The organism is Streptomyces sp. NPDC090077, assembly GCF_044747545.1.
Lineage (GTDB): Bacteria > Actinomycetota > Actinomycetes > Streptomycetales > Streptomycetaceae > Streptomyces.
In genome coordinates, this window is sequence record NZ_JBIVEG010000015.1 from 1 (window position 1) to 22260 (window position 22260).

The following is a 22260-nucleotide window of genomic DNA, read 5'->3' on the forward strand; positions in this document are numbered from 1 at the left end:
AGCCCGCGTCGTCCGGTGCCGTGCATCGGCGCGTTGGCGGGGCGCCCTTGTACTGGACGTACTCGGGTGCTCCGCCAACGCGGCGAGGTGCGGTGTCGGGCGGCGCGGGTCAGGCAAGATCCGAAAGAGACGACCTAGGCCTTCGGGCGGCGGCGCAGCAGCCGCTTGCCCGCCAGGACCAGGGCCGTGCCGGCCGCGAGGACCAGCGCGCCCTTGGCGAAGCTGTCGGAGTCCTGCCCTGCGGGCGCGCCCTGAGCCCCGGAGGCGCCCGTCGGGGTGCCGCCCGGCTGCTCGGGGGAGCCGGTGCGGGCCGGCCCGGACGGCGCCGCCGCCGGGGCCACCGGTACCGCCACCACCTTGCTGTTCGCGCCCTCCGCCCCGAACATCAGCGTCCTGCCGTCCGGCGCGTACGTCACCGACTCCGCCTGCCCCTGCCACGGTGCGTCCACCCGCTCGCCCGCGCCGTCCGGGCGGCCGTCCCTCCAGGCGTACGTACGGGCCGTGAAGTACCCGCGCAGCGTCAGCCGGGTCCCGTCCGGGGAGAACGCCCCGTCGGTCACCCACGGCACCTCCGCGACCCGCCGGAACACGTTGCGTCCGTCCGCCGACAGTCGCTCGGGCCCCTCGTACAGGCCGCCGCCCTGCTCGTTCTTGCTCGCGATGTACACCCGGCCCGTCACCGGATGCACCATCAGGGCCTCGGCGTTGCGCGGCCCGTCGGCGTAGCCCACCGTGAACTGCTCGGCGCCGACGGTCTGGTCGCGGAGCTCCTTGGGCTCCTGGAAGCGGTAGATCCACACGTGGTCCCAGGTGCCGTCCTTGTTGTCGCCGATGTCCCCGACGTACAGCCGCCCGTCCGGCCCGAGGGAGATCGCCTCCACGTCGCGCGGGGTCCCGATCCCGGTCAGCGTCACCCGCGCGACCGTCTTCCCCGTCGCCGAGTCGACCGCGTACACGTACGGGCCGTCGTCGCTGTCGTTGTGCGTCCAGTACACGCCCGGGTGGATCCGGCTGGCCGCGAGCCCGCTCGACTCCTTGATCCGCGGGTCGGTGATGGTGAACCCGGACGCGGTGCCGGGTGCGGCGGGGGTCTCGGCCGCGAGGGCGGCCCCCGGCAGCAGGGCGAGCACGAGAGCGGCGGGAACGGCGGTCGACCGGGGCAGCAGGCGCATCCCACAAGCCTGCCACCAGGCCCGGCGTGTCCGGCATCACAGGGGCTCCCGGCGCGTGATCCGCGATGATGACCGGATGCGTTTCATGTTCGTCGGCGACTCCATGACCATCGGACGCGCCGGCGACTACACCTGGCGCTACCGGATGTGGCAGCACCTCGGCGCCACCCTGGGCGACGGCTCCTTCGAGATCGTCGGCCCGCGCACCGCGCTGTACGACGCCGGCTCCGACGGCCCCGCGGGCGGGGACTACGCGGCCGCGGACTTCCCCGCGGACGCCCGCCGCCACCTGGCCGGCTGGGGCGAGGGCTGGCAGCACATGGCCCCCCTCGTCGGGCCCGCCGCCGCCGACGCCCGCGCGGACGTCCTGCTCGTCTCCCTCGGCCTGATCGACCTCGGCTTCTACACCAACGCCGAGCAGACCGCCGACAACGTGTGCGCCTTCGTCGCCGCCGCCCGCGCGGCCCGCCCGGCGATCCGGATGGTCTTCCTCCCGGTGATCCCCAACGTCCGCGCCGAGGACGAACCGCCCTTCGCGGCGGAGGTGGTCCGCTTCAACGAACTGCTCGCCAAGGCGGTCGCCGACCTGACCACCGACGCCTCGCCGATCCTGCTGGCCGCCCGCCCGGACGGGTACGACATCCACCGCGACACCTATGACGGCACCCACCCCAACGCCTCCGGCGAGCACCGCCTCGCGGGCGAGTTCGCGGCCGTCCTGCACCAGGCCTGGGGTGTCGGCGGCCCTTACCGCCCCACGCTGACCGGGTAAATCCCGTACTGCGAAAGGGTCTTGCCTGGAGTGCACTCCAAGCAGTTGGCTAGGGCCCCATGAAGTACACGCAGCTCGGACGCACCGGTCTCAAAGTCAGCCGCCTCGTACTCGGCACCATGAACTTCGGCCCCCAGACGGGCGAGCCGGAGAGCCACGCGATCATGGACTCGGCCCTCGACGCGGGCATCAACTTCCTCGACACGGCCAACGTGTACGGGTGGGGTGAGAACAAGGGCCGCACCGAGGAGATCATCGGCACCTGGTTCGCACAGGGCGGCGGCCGCCGCGAGAAGACGGTCCTCGCCACCAAGGTCTACGGCTCCATGTCCCGCGAGGGCGAGACCTGGCCCAACTACGACCGCCTCTCCGCCCTGAACATCCGCCGGGCCGTCGAGGACAGCCTGCGCCGCCTGAAGACCGACCACATCGACGTCTACCAGTTCCACCACGTCGACCGGCAGACTCCCTTCGAGGAGATCTGGCAGGCCATCGAGGTCCTGATCCAGCAGGGCAAGATCCTCTACGCGGGCTCCTCCAACTTCCCCGGCTGGAAGATCGCCCAGGCCAACGAGACGGCCGCCCGGCGCGGCATGGTCGGCCTGGTCAGCGAGCAGTGCCTCTACAACCTCTCCGAGCGGCGCGCCGAGATGGAGGTGATCCCGGCCGCCGAGGCGTACGGGCTCGGCGTCATCCCCTGGTCCCCGCTCCACGGCGGCCTGCTGGGCGGCGTCCTCAAGAAGGAGGCCACCGCCGGCCGGCGCGCCTCCGGCCGGTCCGCGGACGCCCTCGCCAACACCGCCGTACGGGCGCAGATCCAGGCCTACGAGGACCTCCTCGACAAGCACGGCCTGGAACCCGGCGAGGCCGCCCTGGCCTGGCTGCTGACCCGCCCCGGCGTCACCGGCCCGATCGTCGGCCCGCGCACCGCCGAGCAGCTGGACGGTGCCCTGCGCGCCGTGGAACTGGAACTCTCCGGCGAGCTCCTGGCCTCCCTCGACGAGATCTTCCCCGGCCCGGGCCCGTCGCCGGAGGCCTTCGCCTGGTAGGCCCGCCGCCCCCGCACGCAACCGCCCCGCCCGCGCTTCGAGCGCGGGCGGGGCGGGCGGGTACGGGCGTACGCGGAACGGCAGGGGTGCGGAGGGCTACTGGCCCACCGCGGCCGCCACCGCGACGACGACGAACATCAGCACGAGCACACCGGCCATGACACGGTTTCTGGTCTTCGGGTCCACCCGTCGAGACTAACGCGAACCTGCCCACACCCCTCGCCAGGGGCTGCGAGACTTGCGTCATGGTCACCGACGCCCTGCCGCCCGCGCCCGGACTCGACGGACTGCGGGCCGCCGCCCGGGTGTACGCCCGCTACCGGGCCGACCTCAGTTGGGGGGCCCTGCTCGCGGCCACGGCACCCGGCATCGACCTCTCCGAGGCCGCGCACCGCACCGCCCTGCACCGCTGGCTCAACGCCTGGGGCTGCCGCCTGCGCTACCCGCGCCGGGGCGAACCCGACCCGCTGGACGCCGGGCTCGCCGCCTGGTGGGCCCGGCACACCCTGCCCCGGACCCCGATCGCGGCCCTCACCGACGCGGAGGTCGGCGCGCTCGCCGCCGCGTACGGGGAACTGGCCGCCCTGCCGGCGGGCCGCCGCACCCTCGGTCCGACGGCCGCCGCCAAGGCCCTGTTCGCGGTGCGGCCGCACACCGTGATGCCGTGGGACGCGGCCATCGCCGTCACCCTGCACGGCGCCCGCGACGAGCGGGCCTTCGCCCGGCACCTGCACACCGGCCGGGCCTGGGCGCGGGCCGCGCTCGCCGAGAGCGGCCTGGAGGAGCACGCACTCACCGCCTACCTGGGCAGGGAGGACGTCAGCCTGGCCAAGCTCCTCGACGAGTACCTGTACGTCACCCTCACCCGCGGCCGGGAAGGGATGACCCCCTAGACCCCCTGGACCCCCCGGCCCCCCTGGACCAGTGCCGGCTCCTCGCTGACCTGGGCCACGCGCGGCCGTGCCAGTGCCAGGTAGCCGGCGGTGCGCAGGGCCACCGACACGTCGAGGCGGCCCGCGTTGAACCAGATCTCCTCGTGCGCCAGCAGCGTCGGGTCGACGACCACCTCCACGGCCGGGTCGAAGCTCACCGGCATGATCGACCCGCTGACGCAGCCCGTCAGCTCCTCGGCGACCTCGCGGACCGCGAAGGAGGCGTTCGTGCCGCCGTACTCGGCCCGCACCGCCTCCAGGTCCACCCGGCAGTGGCCCGGCACCACGGCGATCACGTAGCGGCGCTGTTTGCGCCCCAGCGCGACCCTGATGACCAGGCATTTGGCGGCCTGTTCGAGGCTGTGGCCGCGTATCAGGCTGGCGAGTTCGGTACGCCCCTCCGGAGCGTGGCGCAGCAGCCGGTAGTCGGCTCCGGCGTCCGCCAGGAGGTCGAGCAGGCGGGCGTAGCTGTCCGCGATCGCGGTCGCAGAGGTCACAACGGTCCTTTCCGGAAACTGGGTCGGTGGTGACTCAGCGGTCGCGCAGCTCCAGGGTGCAGCACTTCACGCTGCCGCCCGCCTTGAGGAGCTCGGACAGTCCGACCCCGACGGGCTCGAAGCCGCGCGCGCTGAGCTGGGCCATCAGGCCGGTCGCCGCCTCCGGCAGCAGCACGTGGCGGCCGTCGGAGAAGGCGTTCAGCCCGAAGACCGCGGCGTCCTCGGCGGTGGCGAGGATCGCGTGGGGGAACATCGTGCGGAGCACGGCCCGGCTGCCCTCGGAGAAGGCGGCCGGGTAGTACATGACCTCGTCGTCGGAGAGCACGGCCAGGGCCGTGTCCAGGTGGTAGTACTCCGGGTCGACGAGGGTCAGGCTCGTCACCGGCAGGCCGAAGAACTCCTGGGCCTCGGCGTGCGCACGCGGGTCGGTGCGGAAGCCGGTGCCGGCGAGGAGCCGGCGGCCGACGGTGAGGAAGTCGCCCTCGCCCTCGTTGATGAACTCGGGCCACAGCACGTCGCGGTAGCCGCGGCGCTCGAACCAGCCCAGGTACGCCGGCCCCTCGGCGGTGCGCTGCGCGTGCCGGAACCGCGCGCCGTAGACCTTGCCGTCGACGACGGTGGCGCCGTTCGCGGCGAACACCATGTCGGGCAGGCCCTCGACGGGGTCGATCTCCTCGACGAAGTGGCCGAGTTCGCGGTACAGGTCGCGCAGCCCCTCCCACTGGCGGACGGCGAGGGCGGGATCGGTGCTGTTCTCCGGATGCATCCAGGGGTTGATCGAGTACGTGACGTCGTAGTGCCGGGGTCGGCACATCAGCAGCCTGCGGCGGGTGGCGACGCGCGCGGTCGCCGTCGTGGCGGCGGTTGCGGTCGCAGTCGGCTCGGTGAGCGGCACGGGGACTCCTTCGAGGGTGGCCGGAGGGACTCCGGACCGTCCCGCGGGGTGGTGGCGGGGCGGCCGTCGGTGCGGTGTCAGCGGGCGGGCGGCTTGCCAGGTACTGGTCCGGAGCATGCCGGGACCGCCTCTACTGCTTCTGTTTCACCGGAATCCGGATTCCGTGCCCCGAAGTACGGGCCACCGGGGGATGAACCGTCCCCGAACGCTCAGCCTCGGAGCGGCCAGGCCTCGACGACCTCGTAGCGGGGCTGTTCGCCGGGGACGCCGGAGGAGGGGAGGTTGCTGCGGACCAGGCTGAGGGCGTCGACCCGCCAGGGCGTGCCCTCGAAGCCGGTGAGGGCGTCGAGGCAGGGCCGCAGGTCGGTGCCGTGGCGGCCGCGGGCGAGGGTGAGGTGCGGGGTGTAGCGGCGGTGGTGCTCCATGGCCACCCCGGCCCGGCGGGCGGCGGCCTCCGCCCGCCCGGCGAGCAGCCGCAGCGCGTCGGTCCCGCCGGCGGCGCCGGTCCACAGGGCGCGGTCGCCGAAGTGGCCGGCGCCGTGGAGGCGGAGCGGGAAGGGGGCGCTGCGGTGGGCTGCGCGGGCGAGGCGGGCGTGGAGGTCGGGGAGGAGGGGGTCGGGGACCTCGCCCATGAAGGCGAGCGTGAAGTGCCAGCCCGCTTCCGCGGTCCAGCGCAGGCCCTCGGGGCGCGGCACCGCGGCGAGGGCTTCCCGCAACTCGGCGACGGCCCGGTCCTCGGGCAGCACGGCGGCGAACAGTCTCACGCTTCCGAAGTTACCCGTCGCTGCCGCGGCGCTGCGCGGGGCGAGGTCCCCGCCCCGCCCTTCGCCCGTTCCCTGGGGCTCCGCCCCAGACCCCGCGCCTCAAACGCCGGCGAGGCTGAATCAGCCTCGCCGGCGTTTGAGGCGCGGGCGCGGTAGCGCCGTACGGGGTCAGGGGCGCAGCCCCTGGGAACGGTGGAAGGGCGGGTAGGGGACCTCTGCCCCGCGCAGCGGCCCACCCACCCGCACCCGCCCACCGGCACCGGCCACCCCACCCGGCCCCGGCCCCGGCGCGTCAAGAAAGGGGCCTACGCGGCGCGGGCCAGCTCGCGCCGCGTCACGGCCGGGACGAAGGCGATGCCGTGGCGGTTCAGGCGGAGCCGGAGGTTGCCGACGCGCGAGAGGACCAGGCCGACGGCCACCGCCGCCGCGAGGGAGATCACGCCGCCCGCGGCCATGCCGAGCCGCGCCCCGTAGGTGTCCGTGATCCAGCCGACCAGCGGGGCCCCGACCGGGGTGCCGCCGGTGAAGACCATCATGAACAGGGCCATGACCCGCCCCCGCATCTCGGGGTCGGTGGCCATCTGGACGCTGGAGTTCGCCACGACGTTGACGGTCAGGCCGAACATCCCGATCGGCACCAGCAGCGCGGCGAAGAGCCAGAAGCCCGGCGCGAACGCGGTGACCAGCAGCAGGGCCGAGAAGAGCACGGCCGCCGCCACCAGCAGCCGCAGGCGGGAGTGCCCGCGGCGGGCCGCCAGCAGGGCGCCGGCCAGGGAGCCGGCCGCGATCAGGGTGTTGAACAGCCCGTACGTGCCCGCGTCCCCGTGAAAGACGTCGTCGGTGAAGGCCGACAGCCAGATCGGGAAGTTGAACCCGAAGGTGCCGATGAAGCCGACCAGCACGATCGGCCAGACCAGCTCGGGCCGGCCCGCGACGTACCGCAGGCCCTCTCTCAGCTGGCCCTTGGCGCGCGGCTGCGGGGTGACGGGGTGCAGTTCGTGCGTGCGCATCAGCAGCAGGCCCGCGATGGGCGCGGCGAAGGACAGGCCGTTCAGCAGGAAGGCCCAGCCGGAGCCGACGGCGGTGATGAGCACGCCGGCGATCGCCGGGCCGACCAGCCGCGCGGACTGGAAGTTCGCGGAGTTCAGGCTGACCGCGTTGGCGAGCTGCGCGGGGCCGACCATCTCGGAGACGAACGTCTGCCGGGCCGGGTTGTCCACGACGGTGACCAGGCCGATCAGGAAGGCGGCGAGGTAGACGTGCCACACCTGGACGTGTCCGGCCAGGGTGAGCGCGGCGAGTGCGACGCCGGTGAGGCCCATCGCGCTCTGGGTGGCGATCAGCAGCGGCCGCTTGGGCAGCCGGTCGGCGAGTACGCCTCCGTAGAGCCCGAAGAGCAGCATCGGCAGGAACTGCAGGGCGATGGTGATGCCGACGGCGGACGCGGACCCGGTCAGGGAGAGGACCAGCCAGTCCTGCGCGATCCGCTGCATCCAGGTGCCCGTGTTCGAGACGACCTGGCCGGTGGCGAAGAGCCGGTAGTTCCGGATCTTCAGCGAGCTGAACATGGAGTTCCTGCTCGCGGCGCGGGTAGGGGTGGATGTATGGCCGGGTGCGGAGTCTGCTCCGGTTCCCGTACTCAAAAGCGTTCGCCTCCTGGCGTCGTTCCTATAGGTGGGCGAGCTTCTCCAGGACGGGTGCGGCCGCGCGGAGCTTGGCCCATTCGTCCTCGGTGAGCTCGGCCGCGAGCCCTGCCAGGAAGGCGTTGCGCTTGCGACGGCTCTCTTCGAGCATCGTTTCGGCCTCCTCGGTCTGGCGGACCACCTTCTGGCGGCGGTCCTCGGGGTGCGGTTCGAGCGTGACCAGTCCCTTGGCTTCCAGCAGGGCGACGATGCGCGTCATCGACGGGGGCTGGACGTGCTCGCGGCGGGCCAGCTCACCGGGGGTGGCCTGGCCGCAGCGGGCGAGGGTGCCGAGCACCGACATCTCGGTCGGGCTGAGCGATTCGTCGACGCGCTGGTGCTTCAGGCGCCGGCCCAGCCGCATCACGGCGGAGCGCAGATCGTTCACGGCGGCGGCGTCGTCGCCATGGGAGAGGTCATGCATGTCTTTAGAGTAACTCATTACTCTTCCTAAGGAAAAACGGTTTCGGGGGCCCCGGAAGACCCTGCAGAACGCTGCCGTCTCACTCGTACGGGTGAGTGGGCGGCCGAAAGTGACACGCGTCCGCACCCTCTGCCCCGACCCTGTCGGGCATGGGGACACATGTGCTGAGCATGCGCATAGACGGGGAGCTGCTGGAACGGCTCCGGCACCATGCCGCCAAACGCGGAATGAGCGTCCAGGACTATGTGGTCCGGACGCTCATTCGCGACGACTTCGACGAGCGGTTCAAGGCCGCCGTCGACGAGACGGAGAAGTTCTACGGGCTCACGTGAGGCCGAGGGCCGGCATCGCGTAGTAGAAGACGAACACCGCGGACACGGCGTACATGGCGGGCGGGACCTCGCGGCCCCGGCCCGTCGCCAGCCGCAGCACGGCGAAGCTGATGAAGCCGATGCCGATGCCGTTGGTGATCGAGTAGGTGAACGGCATCATCACCATGGCCAGGAAGGCCGGGACGGCGATGGTGAAGTCGTTCCAGTCGATGTCCTTGACCGAGCCCGCCAGGATCAGGAAGCCGACCGCCACGAGGGCGGGGGTGGCGGCCTGCGAGGGGACCATCGTGGCGAGCGGGGTCAGGAAGAGCGAGACGGCGAAGAGGCCGCCGGTCACCACGTTGGCCAGGCCCGTGCGGGCGCCCTCGCCGACGCCCGCCGTGGACTCCACGAAGCAGGTGGTGGCGGAGGACGAGGTGGCGCCGCCGGAGGCGACGGCCAGGCCGTCGATGAGCAGGACGCGGTTGATGCCGGGGAAGGTGCCGTCCGGCTGGGTCAGCTTGGCCTCGTCGCCGACGCCGAGGATGGTGCCCATCGCGTCGAAGAAGCAGGACAGCAGCACGGTGAAGACGAAGAGGACGCCGGTGAGCAGGCCGACCTTGCCGAAGCCGCCGAAGAGGCTGACCTGGCCGACGAGCCCGAAGTCGGGTGCGGCCACCGGGTTGCCCGGCCACTGCGGCACGGTCAGGCCCCAGGCCGTGTCGGGCAGGTCGGCGACCAGCTGCACGCCGACCGCGACGACGGTCATGACGACGATGGAGATCAGGATCGCGCCGGGCGTCTTGCGGATCAGCAGCGCGAGCGTGAGCAGCACGCCGACGACGAAGATCAGGACCGGCCAGCCGTGCAGGTGGCCGTTGCTGCCGAGCTGGAGCGGGACCGTGGTGTGCGCGGCGTCCGGGATGCGGGTGACGAAGCCGGAGTCGACCAGGCCGATCAGCATGATGAAGAGGCCGATGCCGATCGCGATGCCCTTGCGCAGGCCCTGCGGGACGGCGTTCATGACGCGCTCGCGCAGGCCGGTGGCGACCAGCAGCATCACCACGAAGCCGGCGAGGACGACCATGCCCATGGCGTCGGGCCAGCTCATGCGCGGGGCCAGCTGGAGGGCCACGACGGTGTTGACGCCGAGGCCGGCCGCCAGGGCGATCGGGACGTTGCCGATCACACCCATGAGGAGGGTGGTGAAGGCGGCGGTCAGGACGGTGGCGGTGACGAGCTGGCCGCCGTCGAGCTGGTGCCCGTACATGTCCTTCGCGCTGCCCAGGATGATCGGGTTCAGCACGATGATGTAGGCCATCGCGAAGAAGGTGGCGAAGCCGCCCCGGACCTCGCGGGCGACGGTCGAGCCGCGTTCGGAGATCTTGAAGTACCGGTCCAGGCCGGTGGTGGGGGCCGCGGCGGGTGCCGAGGTGCTCATGCGGTCCTCAAACGGTTTATTGGGCGGTTCATACGAACGAATCCGGTCGTAGACAAACCGTTTCAGTATGAACACATGAACGAAGGGCCGTCCATCTCCGCGCGTAGACCCCAAAACGAGCCACCTAGACTTGGCCCCATGGCGAAGTGGACTGCGAAGCACGAGGCGCCCGAGCCCCTGGAGGGCCCGGTTGTCGCCACCATCACCGGCGGCACGATCCTCTGGTTCGCCCTGTTCCTCGTCCAGCTGCCCTTCTACGGCTGGTTCGCCGACCGCGACATGCTGTGGTGGGTGTGGACCTGCGCCGCCGGCGGCGGGCTCGGCCTGATCGGCATCTGGTACGTCCGCGGCCGCGACGCCGCCCTCAAGCGCCACGCGGCGGAACAGGCGGCCCGGGCCGCGGCGGACACGGAGGCCGGACCGGCTCCGCAGGCGGGCGGCGGAGCTTAGACCGGGGGACGATTCGGGTCATCCTGAAGTCGGATCTTCCGACTTCTCGGCGGGTGAACCGCCCGAACCGCCCTTACCGTCGAAAGCATGACGCAGCGGGCGAGCATCGACCACGACGGGCCGGAACGGGCCGGCGGCCCCGCCATCGACGCGGGCGCCGAGCTCGACCCCGTCCACCCGGTGAAACCCCCGGCCCCCCGCTTCAAGCCGGGCGGCCTCAGCACCGCCGAGGTCGCCGAACGTGTGGCCCGCGGCGACGTCAACGACGTCCCCGTACGCTCGTCCCGCTCCACCGCCGACATCGTCCGCGCCAACGTCTTCACCCGCTTCAACGCCATCATCGGCGTCCTGTGGGTGATCATGCTGATCGTCGCGCCGATCCAGGACAGCCTCTTCGGCTTCGTGATCATCGCGAACACCGGCATCGGCATCATCCAGGAACTCCGCGCCAAGAAGACCCTCGACGGCCTCGCCGTCATCGGCGAGGCCAAACCCAGCGTCCGCCGCGACGGCACCACCGCAGAGGTCTCCACCTCCGAGATCGTCCTCGACGACGTCATCGAACTCGGACCCGGCGACAAGGTCGTCGTCGACGGCCTCGTCGGCGAGGCCGACGGACTGGAGATCGACGAGTCCCTGCTCACCGGCGAGGCCGACCCCGTCCTCAAGAAGCCCGGCGACCAGGTCATGTCCGGCTCGTTCGTCGTCGCCGGCGGCGGCGCCTTCACCGCCACCAAGGTCGGCCGCGAGGCCTACGCCGCCCAGCTCGCCGAAGAAGCCTCCCGCTTCACCCTCGTCCACTCCGAGCTGCGCTCCGGCATCTCCACCATCCTCAAGTACGTCACCTGGATGATGATCCCGACCTCCATCGGCCTCATCATCAGCCAGCTCGTCGTCAAGGACTCCAACCTCAAGGACTCCATCGCCCGCACCGTCGGCGGCATCGTCCCGATGATCCCCGAGGGCCTGGTCCTCCTCACCTCCGTCGCCTTCGCCATCGGCGTCATCCGGCTCGGCCGCAAACAGTGCCTCGTCCAGGAACTCCCCGCCATCGAGGGCCTCGCCCGCGTCGACGTCGTCTGCCTCGACAAGACCGGCACCCTCACCGAAGGCGGCATGGACGTCACCGAACTCCGCCCCCTCGGCGGCACGGAAGCCGAGTACGTCAAGAAGGTCCTCGGCGCCCTCGGCGAATCCGACCCCCGCCCCAACGCCAGCCTCCAGGCCATCATCGACGCCTACCCCGACAGCGCCGAGTGGCGCTGCACCGAATCCCTCCCCTTCTCCTCCGCCCGCAAGTACAGCGGCGCCAGCTTCAGCGAGGGCGACGGCGAGAACAACACCTGGCTGCTCGGCGCCCCCGACGTGCTCCTGCCCGCCGGGGACCCCGCCCTCGACGAGATCAACGGCCTCAACGAACAGGGACTGCGGGTCCTGCTCCTCGCCCGCTCCACCCGCGAGCTCGACGACCCCGCCGTCGCCACCGGAGTCCGGCCCACCGCCCTCGTCGTCCTGGAACAGCGGCTGCGCCCCGACGCCGCCGAAACCCTGCGCTACTTCGACGAGCAGAACGTCAAGGCGAAGGTCATCTCCGGCGACAACGCCGTCTCCGTCGGCGCGGTCGCCGGCAAGCTGGGCCTGCCCGGCGCGCAGAACACCGTCGACGCCCGCGAGCTGCCCGCCGAACGGGCCGAGATGGCCGAGGTCCTCGACGGGAACTCCGTCTTCGGCCGCGTCACCCCGCAGCAGAAGCGGGACATGGTCGGCGCCCTCCAGTCCAACGGCCACACCGTCGCCATGACCGGCGACGGCGTCAACGACGTCCTCGCCCTCAAGGACGCCGACATCGGCGTCAGCATGGGCTCCGGCTCCGAGGCGACCCGCGCCGTCGCGCAGATCGTGCTGCTGAACAACAGCTTCGCCACCCTCCCCTCGGTGGTCGCCGAAGGCCGCCGGGTCATCGGCAACATCACCCGCGTCGCGACCCTCTTCCTCACCAAGACGGTCTACTCGGTGCTGCTGGCGATCCTGGTGGTGTGCTCGCAGGTCGAATACCCCTTCCTGCCGCGCCACCTCACCCTGCTGTCCACCCTCACCATCGGCATCCCGGCCTTCTTCCTGGCGCTCGCCCCGAACAAGGAGCGCGCCAAACCGCACTTCGTGAAGCGGGTGATGCGCTACGCGATCCCCGGCGGCACCATCGCGGCCGTGGCCACCTTCGTGACCTACCTGGTCGCCCGCGCCCACTACAGCGGCCCGGACGCCCTCAAGGCCGAGACCAGCGCGGCGACGCTCACCCTGTTCCTGACCTCGATGTGGGTGCTGGCGATCATCGCCCGCCCCTACACGTGGTGGCGGGTGGCCCTGGTCGGCGCGATGGGCGGGGCCTTCCTCGTCGTCCTCGTCGTGCCGTGGCTCCAGGACTTCTTCCAGCTCAAGCTGGAGGGCGTGACCATGCCGTGGATCGCGGTCGCGATCGCGGCGGCCGCCTCCGCCGCGATCGAGTTCACCTTCCGATGGGTGGACCGCCGGTTCCCGGCCTGACGGGACCGGCCGGCCCGCCCGGCTAGTCGAACCAGCGGTCCCGGGCCAGCTCCGCCGTCCGGGACGGGTCCTCCAGCAGGGCCGCCACCTCGAAGCGGCGCGGCCACTGGGACGCCGACCAGGCCAGGCCCGCCGCCACGCCCTCCAGGGTCGCCGCGTGCAGCACCCCGTCCGGGGTGAGCCGCCAGTCCAGCTCGGTGCCGCCCGCCACCAGCTCCTCGTGCTCCACGTACGTCGCCGGGGTGGCCGGGCCGAGCAGGACCCGTACCGGCTCCGGGACCTCGTGCTCCTCGCCCGGCGTGCTCACCTCCGCCGGGACCGTCTCCGACAGCCGGCGCACCTGGAACAGGTCCGCCAGGTCCCCCGCACGTGCCGGGGAGACCGGCAGCAGCGGCAGGCCCGCCGTCAGCGGGAGCAGGTCCGGGGCGTCGGCGACGACCGCGTCGGCCGCGTCCACCACGACCACCTCGCCGTCCACCACCGCCCGCAGTTCGTCCGGCAGCGTCACCTGCTCCGGGTCCAGATCGGCCAGCGCCCCGTACAGGCCGTGCAGCTGCTGCCCGGTGACCTCGCGGTCCGGGTCGGCGAGCCGGCCCAGCAGCTCGGCCGCGCCGCCGGGCTCCTCCAGCAGGGCGCGCACGGAGGTGCGTACGCCCAGGGCCCGCAGCACCTGCTCGTCCTCGAAGCCGGTCGCGTCCGCCGGGGTGTACAGGCCCGCGAGCAGCGGATCGCCGCCCGCCGCCCGCAGTCCGGCCGGGCGGCGGCCGTCCAGCACCGGGTGGTCGCGCAGCCACCAGGCGGTGTACGAGCGCACCGAATGCGTGGTGCCGTCCGGGAGCAGGATCCGCACCGGCTGGGTCAGGGCGTCGCGCAGCGGGGGCTGCGCGAGCATCGCCAGGGCCTGCGGCCAGCGGTCGTCGTCGACGAGGTCCAGGTCCCGGACGGCGATCAGCTCGGTCGCCACCGGCGGCACCGGGGTGTCGGGGAACTGGTCGAGGAGGTCCTCGCACCACACGTCGACCGCGTCCAGCAGACCGGCGTCGTCGGGCTCGGCGAAGTCCCCTTCGCGGGGCTCCAGTTCGTCCGGGTCGAGGACCACGTCGGTGGCGCGGACCAGCTGGAACGAGGTCAGCACCCCGCACGCGGCCAGGGTGTCCGCGTCCCAGCGGGCGGCGAACCCGGCGTCCAGGTAAGGGACTTCGTCCTCGCGGAGCACCGAAGCCAGTGGGCTCCCGGCGAGCAGCAGCTCCCCGGCGGGGGTGGGCTCGCCGTCCTCGTCGGGCAGGGCCAGCGCGCCCAGCCAGGGCTCCTCGCCGGGCGTCAGACCGGCCGCGCGGACCAGCGCCAGGACGGTGTCGGCGAGCTCCTCCGGGTCCGGCGCGTCCTCGTCCCAGACCTCGCCCGCGTCCAGGGAGGCGGCCACGGCGGCGCGGACCTGCGGGGTCGTCAGGACGGCGCGCGCGGTGGCGGGGAGCGCGCCCAGCTTCTCCAGCAGCGGGTGCGCGGCTTCCGGGTGGGCCACCTTCAGGCCGAGGCGGGCCAGGTCCGCGGGGGTGTCCGGGCCGGGCAGCAGGACGTGGCGGGGGCCGATGGTGGTGCGGCCGTCGGCGAGCGGCACGGGCAGGCCCGACAGCCGGTCGGGGTCCACGCCGGCCAGGGTGTCGTAGAGGCGGTGCCACCAGTCCGGGGTGCGCTCGATGCCGGCGATCCGCTCGATGGCGTCGCCGAGCGGCAGTCGGCCCACGCCCAGGGTGCGCAGCTCGGCGCGGCGCTCCAGTCCGGCGGGCAGTAGCGTCGGGAGGACCTCGGCGAGGACCCGTACGGTGTCGGCGCCGGCGCCCTCGACGACCTCGGCCTCGAAGGGCCGCAGCGCCGGGAGTTCCTCGGTGGGGGCGGCCGGGGCGAGGAACGCGGTGCGGGGCAGCCGCTGGAGGACGGCGGCGCGCAGGGCGCCGTCGAGGGGGCTCCCGCCGAGCGGGCCGGGCACCAGGTCGACCAGGCCGGTGGTCACCGGGTCCCAGGCGTCCAGGAGTTCGGCGTACGCGTCGGCGGCGCGCTCCACGAGGAAGTCGGTCAGCGGCCCGGGCGCGGGGTGGCGGCGGGTGGTGTCCAGCGGCAGGGAGGCGATGAGCAGGGCGGGGATGCCGAGGGGTTCGTCGGTGGGGGTCGGGGCGTGCACGACGGGCGAGGTGTGGGGGCGCAGGGGTGCGCCGTCGGGGTCGACGGGGGCGGCCCAGGTGACCGTCCAGTCGGGCCGCAGCCGCTCCTCGACGGGCCGGTCGGCGAGCAGGGCGGGGTCGATGGGGCCGGTGTGGCGGACGGTGCGCCAGCGGTGGGTACCGGAGGCGGAGTCCTCGATGACGGTGTACGGGCCGTCCGCGCGGCGGAAGAGCACCCGGTGCCCGGCGGAGGGGGTTTCGACGACGACCTCGCGCAGTCCGGGCAGGGTCAGCAGCAGGGCGTCGTCGATCCCGGCCAGCAGGCGTTCGGCGAGGTCCTCGGCGGCGGCGTCGCGCAGCGGGAGGACGACGACGGTGTCGTAGCCCTCGGGCGCGGTGCCCTCGGCGGGCAGCGGCAGCCGCAGCAGCGGTACGTGGCCGTCGCGGCGGCGCAGTTCGTCGCCGAGGCCGGGGCTGAAGGCGGCGGCCTCCCGGGCCAGTTCGCGGGCCTCGGCGAGGGACCAGCGGACGCCGCCGTGCCGGCCGAGCACCGCCGGCTCGTCGGAGACGGCCAGGACGGCGGCGAAGCCGACGCCGAAGCGGCCCACGGAGCCCTGGTCGTTCTCCCGCTTGGCGGAGGCGCGCAGGGTGCTCAGCGACTCCACGCCCGTCGCGTCGAGCGGGGCACCGGTGTTGGCGGCGGCCAGCACGGCGGGGCCGTCGGGTCCGGCGGGGTGCAGGGTCAGGCGCAGCCGGCCGGGGACCTTGGCGCGGGCGGCGGCGTCGGCGGCGTTCTGGGCCAGCTCGACGACGAGCCGGTCCCGGTAGCCGCCGAGCGCGAGGTCCTCCTCGGCGTTGGCGTCCTCGCGGAAGCGGGCCGGGCCCGCGCCCCACGCGTCGAGCACCCCGCGCCGCAGCCGGGCGGTGCTGAAGGGGTCCATGCCGCTCTGGGCCGCCGTCACTCGCACGTTCACGCCGCTGCCTCCACACGCTGTGCTGCGTACTCCTCTGGAGTGCTGAAGGTATCGCGTGGGCGGCTAGGCCCTGCCCGTGAGGTGGGCGAACACGACGACGTTGGAGTCCCAGTGGCGGTCGGCGGTGAGGTCGCCGCCGCAGGTGATCAGGCGGAGTTCGGCCTTGCCGCGGGTGTCGCCGTAGACCTTGCCGGTGGGGAAGGCGTCCTTCTTGAAGGTGTCGACCGCGTCGACGGCGAAGACGGCGGTGGTGCCGTCGGTGCGGTGGACCTCGATCTCCTGGCCCTGCTTGAGCGTCTTGAGGTTGTAGAAGACGGCCTCGGGGGCCTGCGGGGTGTCCATGTGCCCGACGATCGCGGCCGCGCCGGCCTCGCCGGGGGTGGGGCCGTCCTTGTACCAGGCGGCGTCGTCCGGTTTGGCGAAGTCGGGCTCCTGCATGACGCCCTGGGCGTCGAGGCCGACGGTGTCGAGCGGGGCGTCGACCTTGATGCCGGGGATCTTGATGCGGTCGGGGACGGAGGCGGGGAGGGCGGTGGCGGCCGTCCGCGAGGTGGTCCCGTGCGCTTGGGCGCCCGCCGAGCAGCCGGTGGCCAGGGCGAGGGCGAGGGCCGGGGCCCCCGCCAGGGCGGCGGCGCGGCGTGCGCGGCCGCCCCGGCGGCGGGAGGGGGCGGTCTCAGGCATCGGCGGGGGCCTGGCCGGTGTTCACGGAGCCCTTGGGCGTCTTGTGCTCGGAGGGCTTCAGCGGGGTCACGGGCTTCACGTCCGGGTTGCCCTTGGCCTCGACGGAGAACTTCACCGTGTCGAACTTCTTGCCGCCCGCGAAGGCGTCGACCCCGTAGTAGCCGGTCTTGGTGTTCTTGGCGACCGTGGCGGTGCCGGTGAAGGTGCCGTGGCCGTCGCTCTTGAGGTCGACCTTGCCGCCCGCGAAGGCGTCGGACTTCACGTACGCGTCCTTCGCGGTGGTCTTGACGGTGACGGTGACCTTGTCGCCGGGGCGGCCGAAGTCCGTGGAGAGGCGGAGCGTGGAGGAGGTGGGGGTGGGGGGCTTCGGGGAGTCGCCCTTCTTCACGGTGAGCTGCGCGGTGGCCTGGAGCTTGGTGCCGTCGGGGGCGCTGCCGGTGAGGGAGACGCCGTAGGAGCCGTCCTTGACGTCGGCGACCTTGGCGGTGCCGCTCCAGTGGCCGTCCTTGCCCGGGGTGAGCTTGACGTCGCCGAGGGCGGCGGAGGAGACGGAGAGGTTCGTGGAGCCGGCCGGGGCGGTCACGGTGACGCTGACGGCGTCGCCGGGCTTCACGGGGGAGGAGGGCACCTCCACGCGGGCGGAGGCGGCGGGGTGCGTGCTCGCGGTGGGGGAGGGCGTGGGGGTGTCGACGGCGAACGCGGTGGCGCCGCCGAGGGCCAGCGACGTGGTGAGGGCCACGGCGGTGAGGGTGAGTGCCTTGCGCATGAGTTCCTCCTGAACGGAACGGGCCAGGCCGGGGTCTTTCCCGGCACACCGGACAAGAGGGACATTCGCGGTGTTCGGTTTCAGGGGCCGGGAGGCGCCCGGAGGGCCGGGCCGAAGGTCCCGGAGGGGGGATCCGCAGGTGGGGGCGGGGTGATGGGCGTCCGTTTGCTGTTCTTTTGCCCGGTATTTCAGGACCAAGGTCCCGGGGGGTGGGGGGGGGCACTGGGGGGCCGGAACGCGGGAGCCCCCGGCGCCGGAAAGGCGCCGGGGGCTCCACAGGAACGGGCGTGAGGGGCGGGGCCCCGTCGGATCGTCGGATCAGAGCTGCTCGATCACGTAGTCGATGCAGGCCGTCAGCGCCTGCACGTCCGCCGGGTCGATCGCCGGGAACATCGCGATGCGCAGCTGGTTGCGGCCGAGCTTGCGGTACGGCTCGGTGTCCACGATGCCGTTGGCGCGCAGCACCTTCGCCACCGCCGCCGCGTCGACGTCGTCCGAGAAGTCGATCGTGCCGATGACCGCGGAACGCTTCTCCGCGTCCTGGACGAACGGGCTCGCGTACTTCGACGCCTCCGCCCAGCCGTACAGGTTCCGCGCGCTGGCCGCCGTACGGCCCGTCGTGAACTCCAGACCGCCCTGCGAGTTCATCCACTTCAGCTGCTGGTCCAGCAGGAAGAGGGTCGACAGCGCCGGGGTGTTGTACGTCTGGTTCTTCAGCGAGTTGTCGATCGCCGTCGGCAGCGAGAAGAACTCCGGGATGTGCCGGCCCGACGCGTGCACGCGCGCGGCCCGCTCCAGGGCGGCCGGCGAGAACGCCGCCAGCCACAGGCCGCCGTCCGAGGCGAAGGACTTCTGCGGGGCGAAGTAGTAGACGTCCGTCTCGGTGATGTCCACCGGAAGACCGCCCGCACCCGAGGTCGCGTCCACCAGGACGAGGGACCCGGCGTCCGCGCCCGCGACCCGCTTGACCGGCGCCGCGACACCCGTCGAGGTCTCGTTGTGCGTGTACGCGTACACGTCCACGCCCGCCTCGGCGACCGGCTCGGGGTGCGTGCCCGGCTCGGACGAGATCACGGACGGCTCGTCCAGCCACGGCGCGAGCTTCGCCGCCTTGGCGAACTTCGACGAGAACTCGCCGAAGGTGAGGTGCTGGGACTTCCGCTCGATCAGACCGGCGGTCGCGACGTCCCAGAAGGCGGTGGAGCCGCCGTTGCCCAGGATCACCTCGTACCCCTCGGGCAGGGAGAAGAGGTCCCGGAGGCCCTCGCGCACCGAGCCGACCAGGTTCTTGACCGGGGCCTGGCGGTGGGAGGTGCCGAGCAGGGAGGTACCGGTGGCGGCGAGGGCGTCCAGCGCCTCGGTCCGCACCTTGGAGGGGCCCGCGCCGAAGCGTCCGTCGGCGGGCTTGATGTCAGCGGGAATCTGGATCTCAGCCACGAGCGGAGCGTATCGGGTCCCGGACCGGGCGTCGGAGGCGCGTCCACCCGGTGAGACGGGGAGGGGACGGTTGAGGGGCCGGTTGAGGGGACGGTTGAGGGGCCGGTTGAGGGGCCGGGGGAGGGGCCGGGGGAGGGTGTGTAAGGCAGGACGCTCCGTGATGGGTCTTACGCACCCCTTAGTCTGGATTCATGCCCGCACCATCCTCTTCGTCCCCGACGACCGCCGCCCCGACGACCGCCGTCCCGACGACCGCCGCCCCGGTTCCCGCCCCCGCCCGGGCCTCCCGGTTCGGACCGGTCGCACTGGTGGTCTCGGCCGGGGTGTCGGTGCAGTTCGGGGCCGCCCTCGCGGTGATGGTCATGCCCAGGGTGGGCGCGGCGGGCGTGGTCACCCTGCGGCTCGCGGCCGCCGCTCTGGTGCTGCTGGTGCTGTGCCGCCCGAAGGTGCGCGGGTACGGGCGTTCCGACTGGGGGACGGTCGTCGCGTTCGGCGTGGCCATGGCCGGCATGAACGGCCTGTTCTACCAGTCCATCGACCGCATCCCGCTCGGCCCCGCCGTCACCCTCGAAGTGCTCGGCCCGCTGGCCCTGTCCGTGATCGTCTCGCGGCGCCTGGTGAACCTGCTGTGGGCCGCCCTGGCCCTGGCCGGCGTCGCCCTGCTGGCCGGCCACGGCGGAGGGGGCCTCGGCGGCCTCGACCCGCTCGGCGCGGCCTTCGCGGTGGGCGCGGGCGCGATGTGGGCGGCGTACATCGTCTTCAGCGCCCGTACCGGCCGCCGGTTCCCGCAGGCCGACGGACTGGCCCTGGCGATGGCAGTGGCCGCGGTCATTTCGCTCCCGCTGGGCGTGGCGGAAGTCGGCTCCGACCTCCTCACCCCGAGCACGCTCGCACTGGGCCTCGGCGTCGCGGTGCTGTCGTCGGTGCTCCCGTACACGCTGGAGCTCCTCGCCCTCCGCCGGCTTCCCGCCCCGACCTTCGCGATCCTGATGAGCCTCGAACCGGCCATCGCGGCGACCGCGGGCTTCCTGGTCCTGAGCCAGGCGATGTCGGCCCTGGACGCGCTCGCGATCGCCCTGGTGATCGCAGCCAGCATGGGGGCGGTCCGGTCGCAGAGGGAAGCCGGCTGAGGGGAACCGGGATCCCCCTGGGCGGTCTCAGGGAGGGTTGGGGGTTTCCCGGCAGTCCATCGTCCTTCCGGTTCGCACCGGTCCCTCAAGGGCGCTCCTTCGTCGCGTCGCTACGCGATCGCCTACGGCGACCCTTGACCGACCGGCACGAACCGGAAAGCCGAAAGACTGCCGGGAAACCCCCAAAGAAACGGTCACCGGGCAGAGGCTGGAGGGACGGGCCCGTCAGCGACGAGCGAGGGGCCGGGCGCCGGCCCGCCCGACATCCGAGCCGCCACATCCCCGGTCCGCGGCCGGGGGCGCGGCCACCCGCAGCAGATCGCTACGCGCTCCTCATGTCTCAGCGTCCGGCCACCGCCCTGGGCTGATACCCGCACCAAAGGACGAACAGAGCAGCTCAGGGGCCCGAAGGGCGCGTCAGATCGCTACGCGCCCCTCCCGTCTCAGCGTCTGACGACCGCCCTGGGCCGATACCTGCACCAAAAGTCGATCAGAACAGGCCAGGGACCCGACAGGCGCGACAGATCGCTACGCGCTTCTCCCGGCTCAGCGACCGACGGCCGTCCTGGGCTGATACCCGCACCACAGGGTGATCAGGACGGTGATCAGGGGGCGATGGGGAGCTGGCGCTTGTGCTCGGTGAGGCGGTAGCGGTTGACGATCGTCTCGTAGGCGCGCGCGTCCACCGGCTTGCCCTCCAGGAAGTCGTCGATGTCGTCGTACGTGACACCGAGCGCGTCCTCGTCGGCCTTGCCCGGGTCGAGGGTCTCCAGGTCGGCCGTCGGGACCTTCCACACCAGCTCGGCGGGAGCGCCCAGGGCGTCGGCGACGGCGCGCACCCGGCGCTTGGTCAGGCCGGTCAGCGGGACCACGTCCGCGGCGCCGTCACCGAACTTGGTGAAGAACCCGGAGATGGCCTCGGCGGCGTGGTCGGTGCCGACCACCAGGCCCGCGTGCGCACCGGCGACTGCGTACTGGGCGATCATGCGCTGGCGGGCCTTGATGTTGCCGTGGACGAAGTCCTGGTGGTGGGCGTCGCCGAAGGCGACCCCGGCGGCCACCGAGGCGTCGAGGGCCGCGTCGCTGGCGGGCTTGATGTCCACGGTCAGGACGTGGTCGGCCTGGATGAAGGACAGGGCGAGCTGCGCGTCGTGCTCGTCGGCCTGGACGCCGTAGGGCAGCCGCATCGCGTAGAACCGCGCCTCGTGCCCCGCCGCGCGGGCCCGCTCCACGGCGAGCTGGCAGAGCCGGCCCGTGGTGGTCGAGTCGACACCGCCGCTGATGCCCAGGACGAGGGACCGCAGACCCGTGGAGGTCAGCCGCTCGGTGAGGAAGGCCACCCGGCGCTCGATCTCCCGCTCGGCCTCGAAGGTCTCGGCGACCTGGAGTTCCCGGGCGATCTCCTGCTGCAGGGCGATGCCGCTCACGTCTGCTCCTTGTTCCGGTTCACGATGTGCCGTCCACCCTAGCGGGAAGGCCCGCGAGGAACCGGTGGGCGGCCCGCACCCCTGCCTCGTCCCGCGCCCAGAGTCCCCATTTCGCCAGCCGGTCCTGCTCGAAGAGCTCCGCGAACGTGTGCCACACGTGCACCCGGAACCCGTCGGACTCCCACCACCACTCCGTATGGCGCGCCGGTCGGAGCCGGGCGAGGAACACGTCCTTGTCCACGCCCGGAAAGCGCGCGAGCCGCTCCGCGACCTGCGCATCGTCCGGGTTCTCCACCGTCGGGAACGGAACGGCCCGACCTCGTGCGGACAGGAAGCGTCGCGCCCTGTCGGTCAGCCCTCCGGGGGCGTCGAGTACGTGCGGCATGCCCCCATGCTTCCGCACCTCCCTGATCACCCTGATCACCCTGTGGTGCGGGTATCAGCCCAGGACGGCCGTCGGTCGCTGAGCCGGGAGAAGCGCGTAGCGATCTGTCGCGCCTGTCGGGTCCCTGGCCTGTTCTGATCGACTTTTGGTGCGGGTATCGGCCCCGGGCGGTCGTCGGTCGCTGAGACGGGAGGAGCGCGTAGCGATCTGTGGCGCTTGGGTGGTCCGCAGGGGGATCGGATCGACCTCTCGTGCAGGCAGCCGGCGCCCGGCCCCTCGCCTCATCGCTGACGTGGCCGTCCCTGTTCCTCTGGACCGTGCCGTTTCTTTGGGGGTTTCCCGGCAGTCTTTCGGCTTTCCGGGGCGGG

The 22260-nt window shown here is 72.8% G+C and carries 20 protein-coding genes; 7 read left to right on the plus strand and 13 right to left on the minus strand.

The genetic code is table 11. The features are described 5' to 3' along the window. Nucleotides 1-134: 134 nt before the first annotated feature. On the minus strand, nucleotides 135-1172 hold the full coding sequence (locus tag ACIPW5_RS23630) for a WD40 repeat domain-containing protein (protein ID WP_401248223.1): 1038 nt from the start codon (nucleotides 1170-1172) through the stop codon (nucleotides 135-137). 76 nt (nucleotides 1173-1248) lie between these two features. On the opposite strand from ACIPW5_RS23630, the gene ACIPW5_RS23635 reads away from it, so the two are divergent. The 3 genes from ACIPW5_RS23635 (at nucleotide 1249) to ACIPW5_RS23645 (ending at nucleotide 3886) form a co-directional block, all read left to right on the plus strand. Next, nucleotides 1249-1944, plus strand: a complete 696-nt coding sequence (locus ACIPW5_RS23635; protein WP_401248226.1) for a GDSL-type esterase/lipase family protein — start codon at nucleotides 1249-1251, stop codon at nucleotides 1942-1944. A gap of 59 nt (nucleotides 1945-2003) precedes the next feature. Then, a complete protein-coding gene (locus tag ACIPW5_RS23640) occupies nucleotides 2004-2993 on the plus strand; it encodes an aldo/keto reductase (RefSeq protein ID WP_401248229.1) in 990 nt (329 codons plus the stop codon). Nucleotides 2994-3238: 245 nt separating this feature from the next. Continuing rightward, nucleotides 3239-3886: a hypothetical protein gene (locus tag ACIPW5_RS23645; RefSeq protein WP_401248232.1), complete on the plus strand. Its 648-nt coding sequence runs from the start codon at nucleotides 3239-3241 to the stop codon at nucleotides 3884-3886. On the opposite strand, the gene ACIPW5_RS23650 is transcribed toward ACIPW5_RS23645, so the two are convergent. The 5 genes from ACIPW5_RS23650 to ACIPW5_RS23670 all read right to left on the minus strand — a co-directional run bounded on the left by ACIPW5_RS23650 (nucleotide 3883) and on the right by ACIPW5_RS23670 (nucleotide 8187). After that, on the minus strand, nucleotides 3883-4422 hold the full coding sequence (locus ACIPW5_RS23650; RefSeq protein ID WP_401248235.1) for a YbaK/EbsC family protein: 540 nt from the start codon (nucleotides 4420-4422) through the stop codon (nucleotides 3883-3885). The genes ACIPW5_RS23645 and ACIPW5_RS23650 overlap by 4 nt on opposite strands. A gap of 34 nt (nucleotides 4423-4456) precedes the next feature. Further along, nucleotides 4457-5317 (minus strand): dimethylargininase, encoded by an 861-nt coding sequence (gene ddaH, locus ACIPW5_RS23655; protein WP_401248238.1) that lies wholly within the window; start codon nucleotides 5315-5317, stop codon nucleotides 4457-4459. Nucleotides 5318-5526: 209 nt separating this feature from the next. After that, nucleotides 5527-6081 carry an RNA 2',3'-cyclic phosphodiesterase gene (gene thpR / locus ACIPW5_RS23660; protein WP_401248241.1) on the minus strand — a complete coding sequence of 185 codons (555 nt, stop codon included), beginning with the start codon at nucleotides 6079-6081 and terminating at the stop codon, nucleotides 5527-5529. Nucleotides 6082-6386: 305 nt separating this feature from the next. Next, on the minus strand, nucleotides 6387-7724 hold the full coding sequence (locus tag ACIPW5_RS23665) for an MFS transporter (RefSeq protein ID WP_401248244.1): 1338 nt from the start codon (nucleotides 7722-7724) through the stop codon (nucleotides 6387-6389). Between the two features lie 25 nt (nucleotides 7725-7749). Beyond that, nucleotides 7750-8187, minus strand: coding sequence for a MarR family winged helix-turn-helix transcriptional regulator (locus ACIPW5_RS23670; protein WP_401248247.1), 438 nt, complete (start codon nucleotides 8185-8187; stop codon nucleotides 7750-7752). Between the two features lie 149 nt (nucleotides 8188-8336). Between ACIPW5_RS23670 and ACIPW5_RS23675 the strand changes: the two genes are divergently transcribed. Next, nucleotides 8337-8519 carry a hypothetical protein gene (locus ACIPW5_RS23675; protein WP_007265601.1) on the plus strand — a complete coding sequence of 61 codons (183 nt, stop codon included), beginning with the start codon at nucleotides 8337-8339 and terminating at the stop codon, nucleotides 8517-8519. Here the strand turns inward: ACIPW5_RS23675 and ACIPW5_RS23680 are convergent. Continuing rightward, nucleotides 8512-9939 (minus strand): NCS2 family permease, encoded by a 1428-nt coding sequence (locus ACIPW5_RS23680; RefSeq protein WP_401248250.1) that lies wholly within the window; start codon nucleotides 9937-9939, stop codon nucleotides 8512-8514. The genes ACIPW5_RS23675 and ACIPW5_RS23680 overlap by 8 nt on opposite strands. Nucleotides 9940-10077: 138 nt before the next feature. Here ACIPW5_RS23680 and ACIPW5_RS23685 point away from each other — a divergent pair, with 138 nt between their 5' ends. Next, entirely contained in the window at nucleotides 10078-10389 is a 312-nt protein-coding gene (locus ACIPW5_RS23685; RefSeq protein WP_401248253.1) for a DUF2530 domain-containing protein, read from the plus strand. An 87-nt stretch (nucleotides 10390-10476) separates the two neighbouring features. Further along, nucleotides 10477-12933 (plus strand): HAD-IC family P-type ATPase, encoded by a 2457-nt coding sequence (locus ACIPW5_RS23690; protein WP_401248256.1) that lies wholly within the window; start codon nucleotides 10477-10479, stop codon nucleotides 12931-12933. Between the two features lie 22 nt (nucleotides 12934-12955). Here the strand turns inward: ACIPW5_RS23690 and ACIPW5_RS23695 are convergent, their stop codons facing one another. The 4 genes from ACIPW5_RS23695 to serC all read right to left on the minus strand — a co-directional run bounded on the left by ACIPW5_RS23695 (nucleotide 12956) and on the right by serC (nucleotide 18950). Next, nucleotides 12956-16033 (minus strand): sacsin N-terminal ATP-binding-like domain-containing protein, encoded by a 3078-nt coding sequence (locus ACIPW5_RS23695; protein ID WP_401248616.1) that lies wholly within the window; start codon nucleotides 16031-16033, stop codon nucleotides 12956-12958. A 96-nt stretch (nucleotides 16034-16129) separates the two neighbouring features. Beyond that, nucleotides 16130-16747, minus strand: a complete 618-nt coding sequence (locus tag ACIPW5_RS23700) for a class F sortase (RefSeq protein ID WP_401248259.1) — start codon at nucleotides 16745-16747, stop codon at nucleotides 16130-16132. Then, a complete protein-coding gene (locus ACIPW5_RS23705) occupies nucleotides 16740-17513 on the minus strand; it encodes a hypothetical protein (RefSeq protein WP_401248262.1) in 774 nt (257 codons plus the stop codon). Before ACIPW5_RS23705 ends, ACIPW5_RS23700 begins: the two co-directional genes overlap by 8 nt. A 318-nt stretch (nucleotides 17514-17831) precedes the next feature. Then, nucleotides 17832-18950, minus strand: coding sequence for a phosphoserine transaminase (gene serC, locus ACIPW5_RS23710; protein ID WP_362472982.1), 1119 nt, complete (start codon nucleotides 18948-18950; stop codon nucleotides 17832-17834). Nucleotides 18951-19141: 191 nt separating this feature from the next. On the opposite strand from serC, the gene ACIPW5_RS23715 reads away from it, so the two are divergent. Continuing rightward, the gene (locus tag ACIPW5_RS23715; RefSeq protein WP_401248266.1) at nucleotides 19142-20080 is read left to right on the plus strand and encodes an EamA family transporter; all 939 of its coding nucleotides are present in this window, start codon (nucleotides 19142-19144) and stop codon (nucleotides 20078-20080) included. Nucleotides 20081-20685: 605 nt separating this feature from the next. On the opposite strand, the gene nadE is transcribed toward ACIPW5_RS23715, so the two are convergent. Beyond that, nucleotides 20686-21507 carry an ammonia-dependent NAD(+) synthetase gene (gene nadE, locus ACIPW5_RS23720; protein WP_401248269.1) on the minus strand — a complete coding sequence of 274 codons (822 nt, stop codon included), beginning with the start codon at nucleotides 21505-21507 and terminating at the stop codon, nucleotides 20686-20688. 19 nt (nucleotides 21508-21526) lie between these two features. Next, nucleotides 21527-21892, minus strand: a complete 366-nt coding sequence (locus tag ACIPW5_RS23725) for a hypothetical protein (RefSeq protein ID WP_401248272.1) — start codon at nucleotides 21890-21892, stop codon at nucleotides 21527-21529. Nucleotides 21893-22260: the final 368 nt, after the last annotated feature.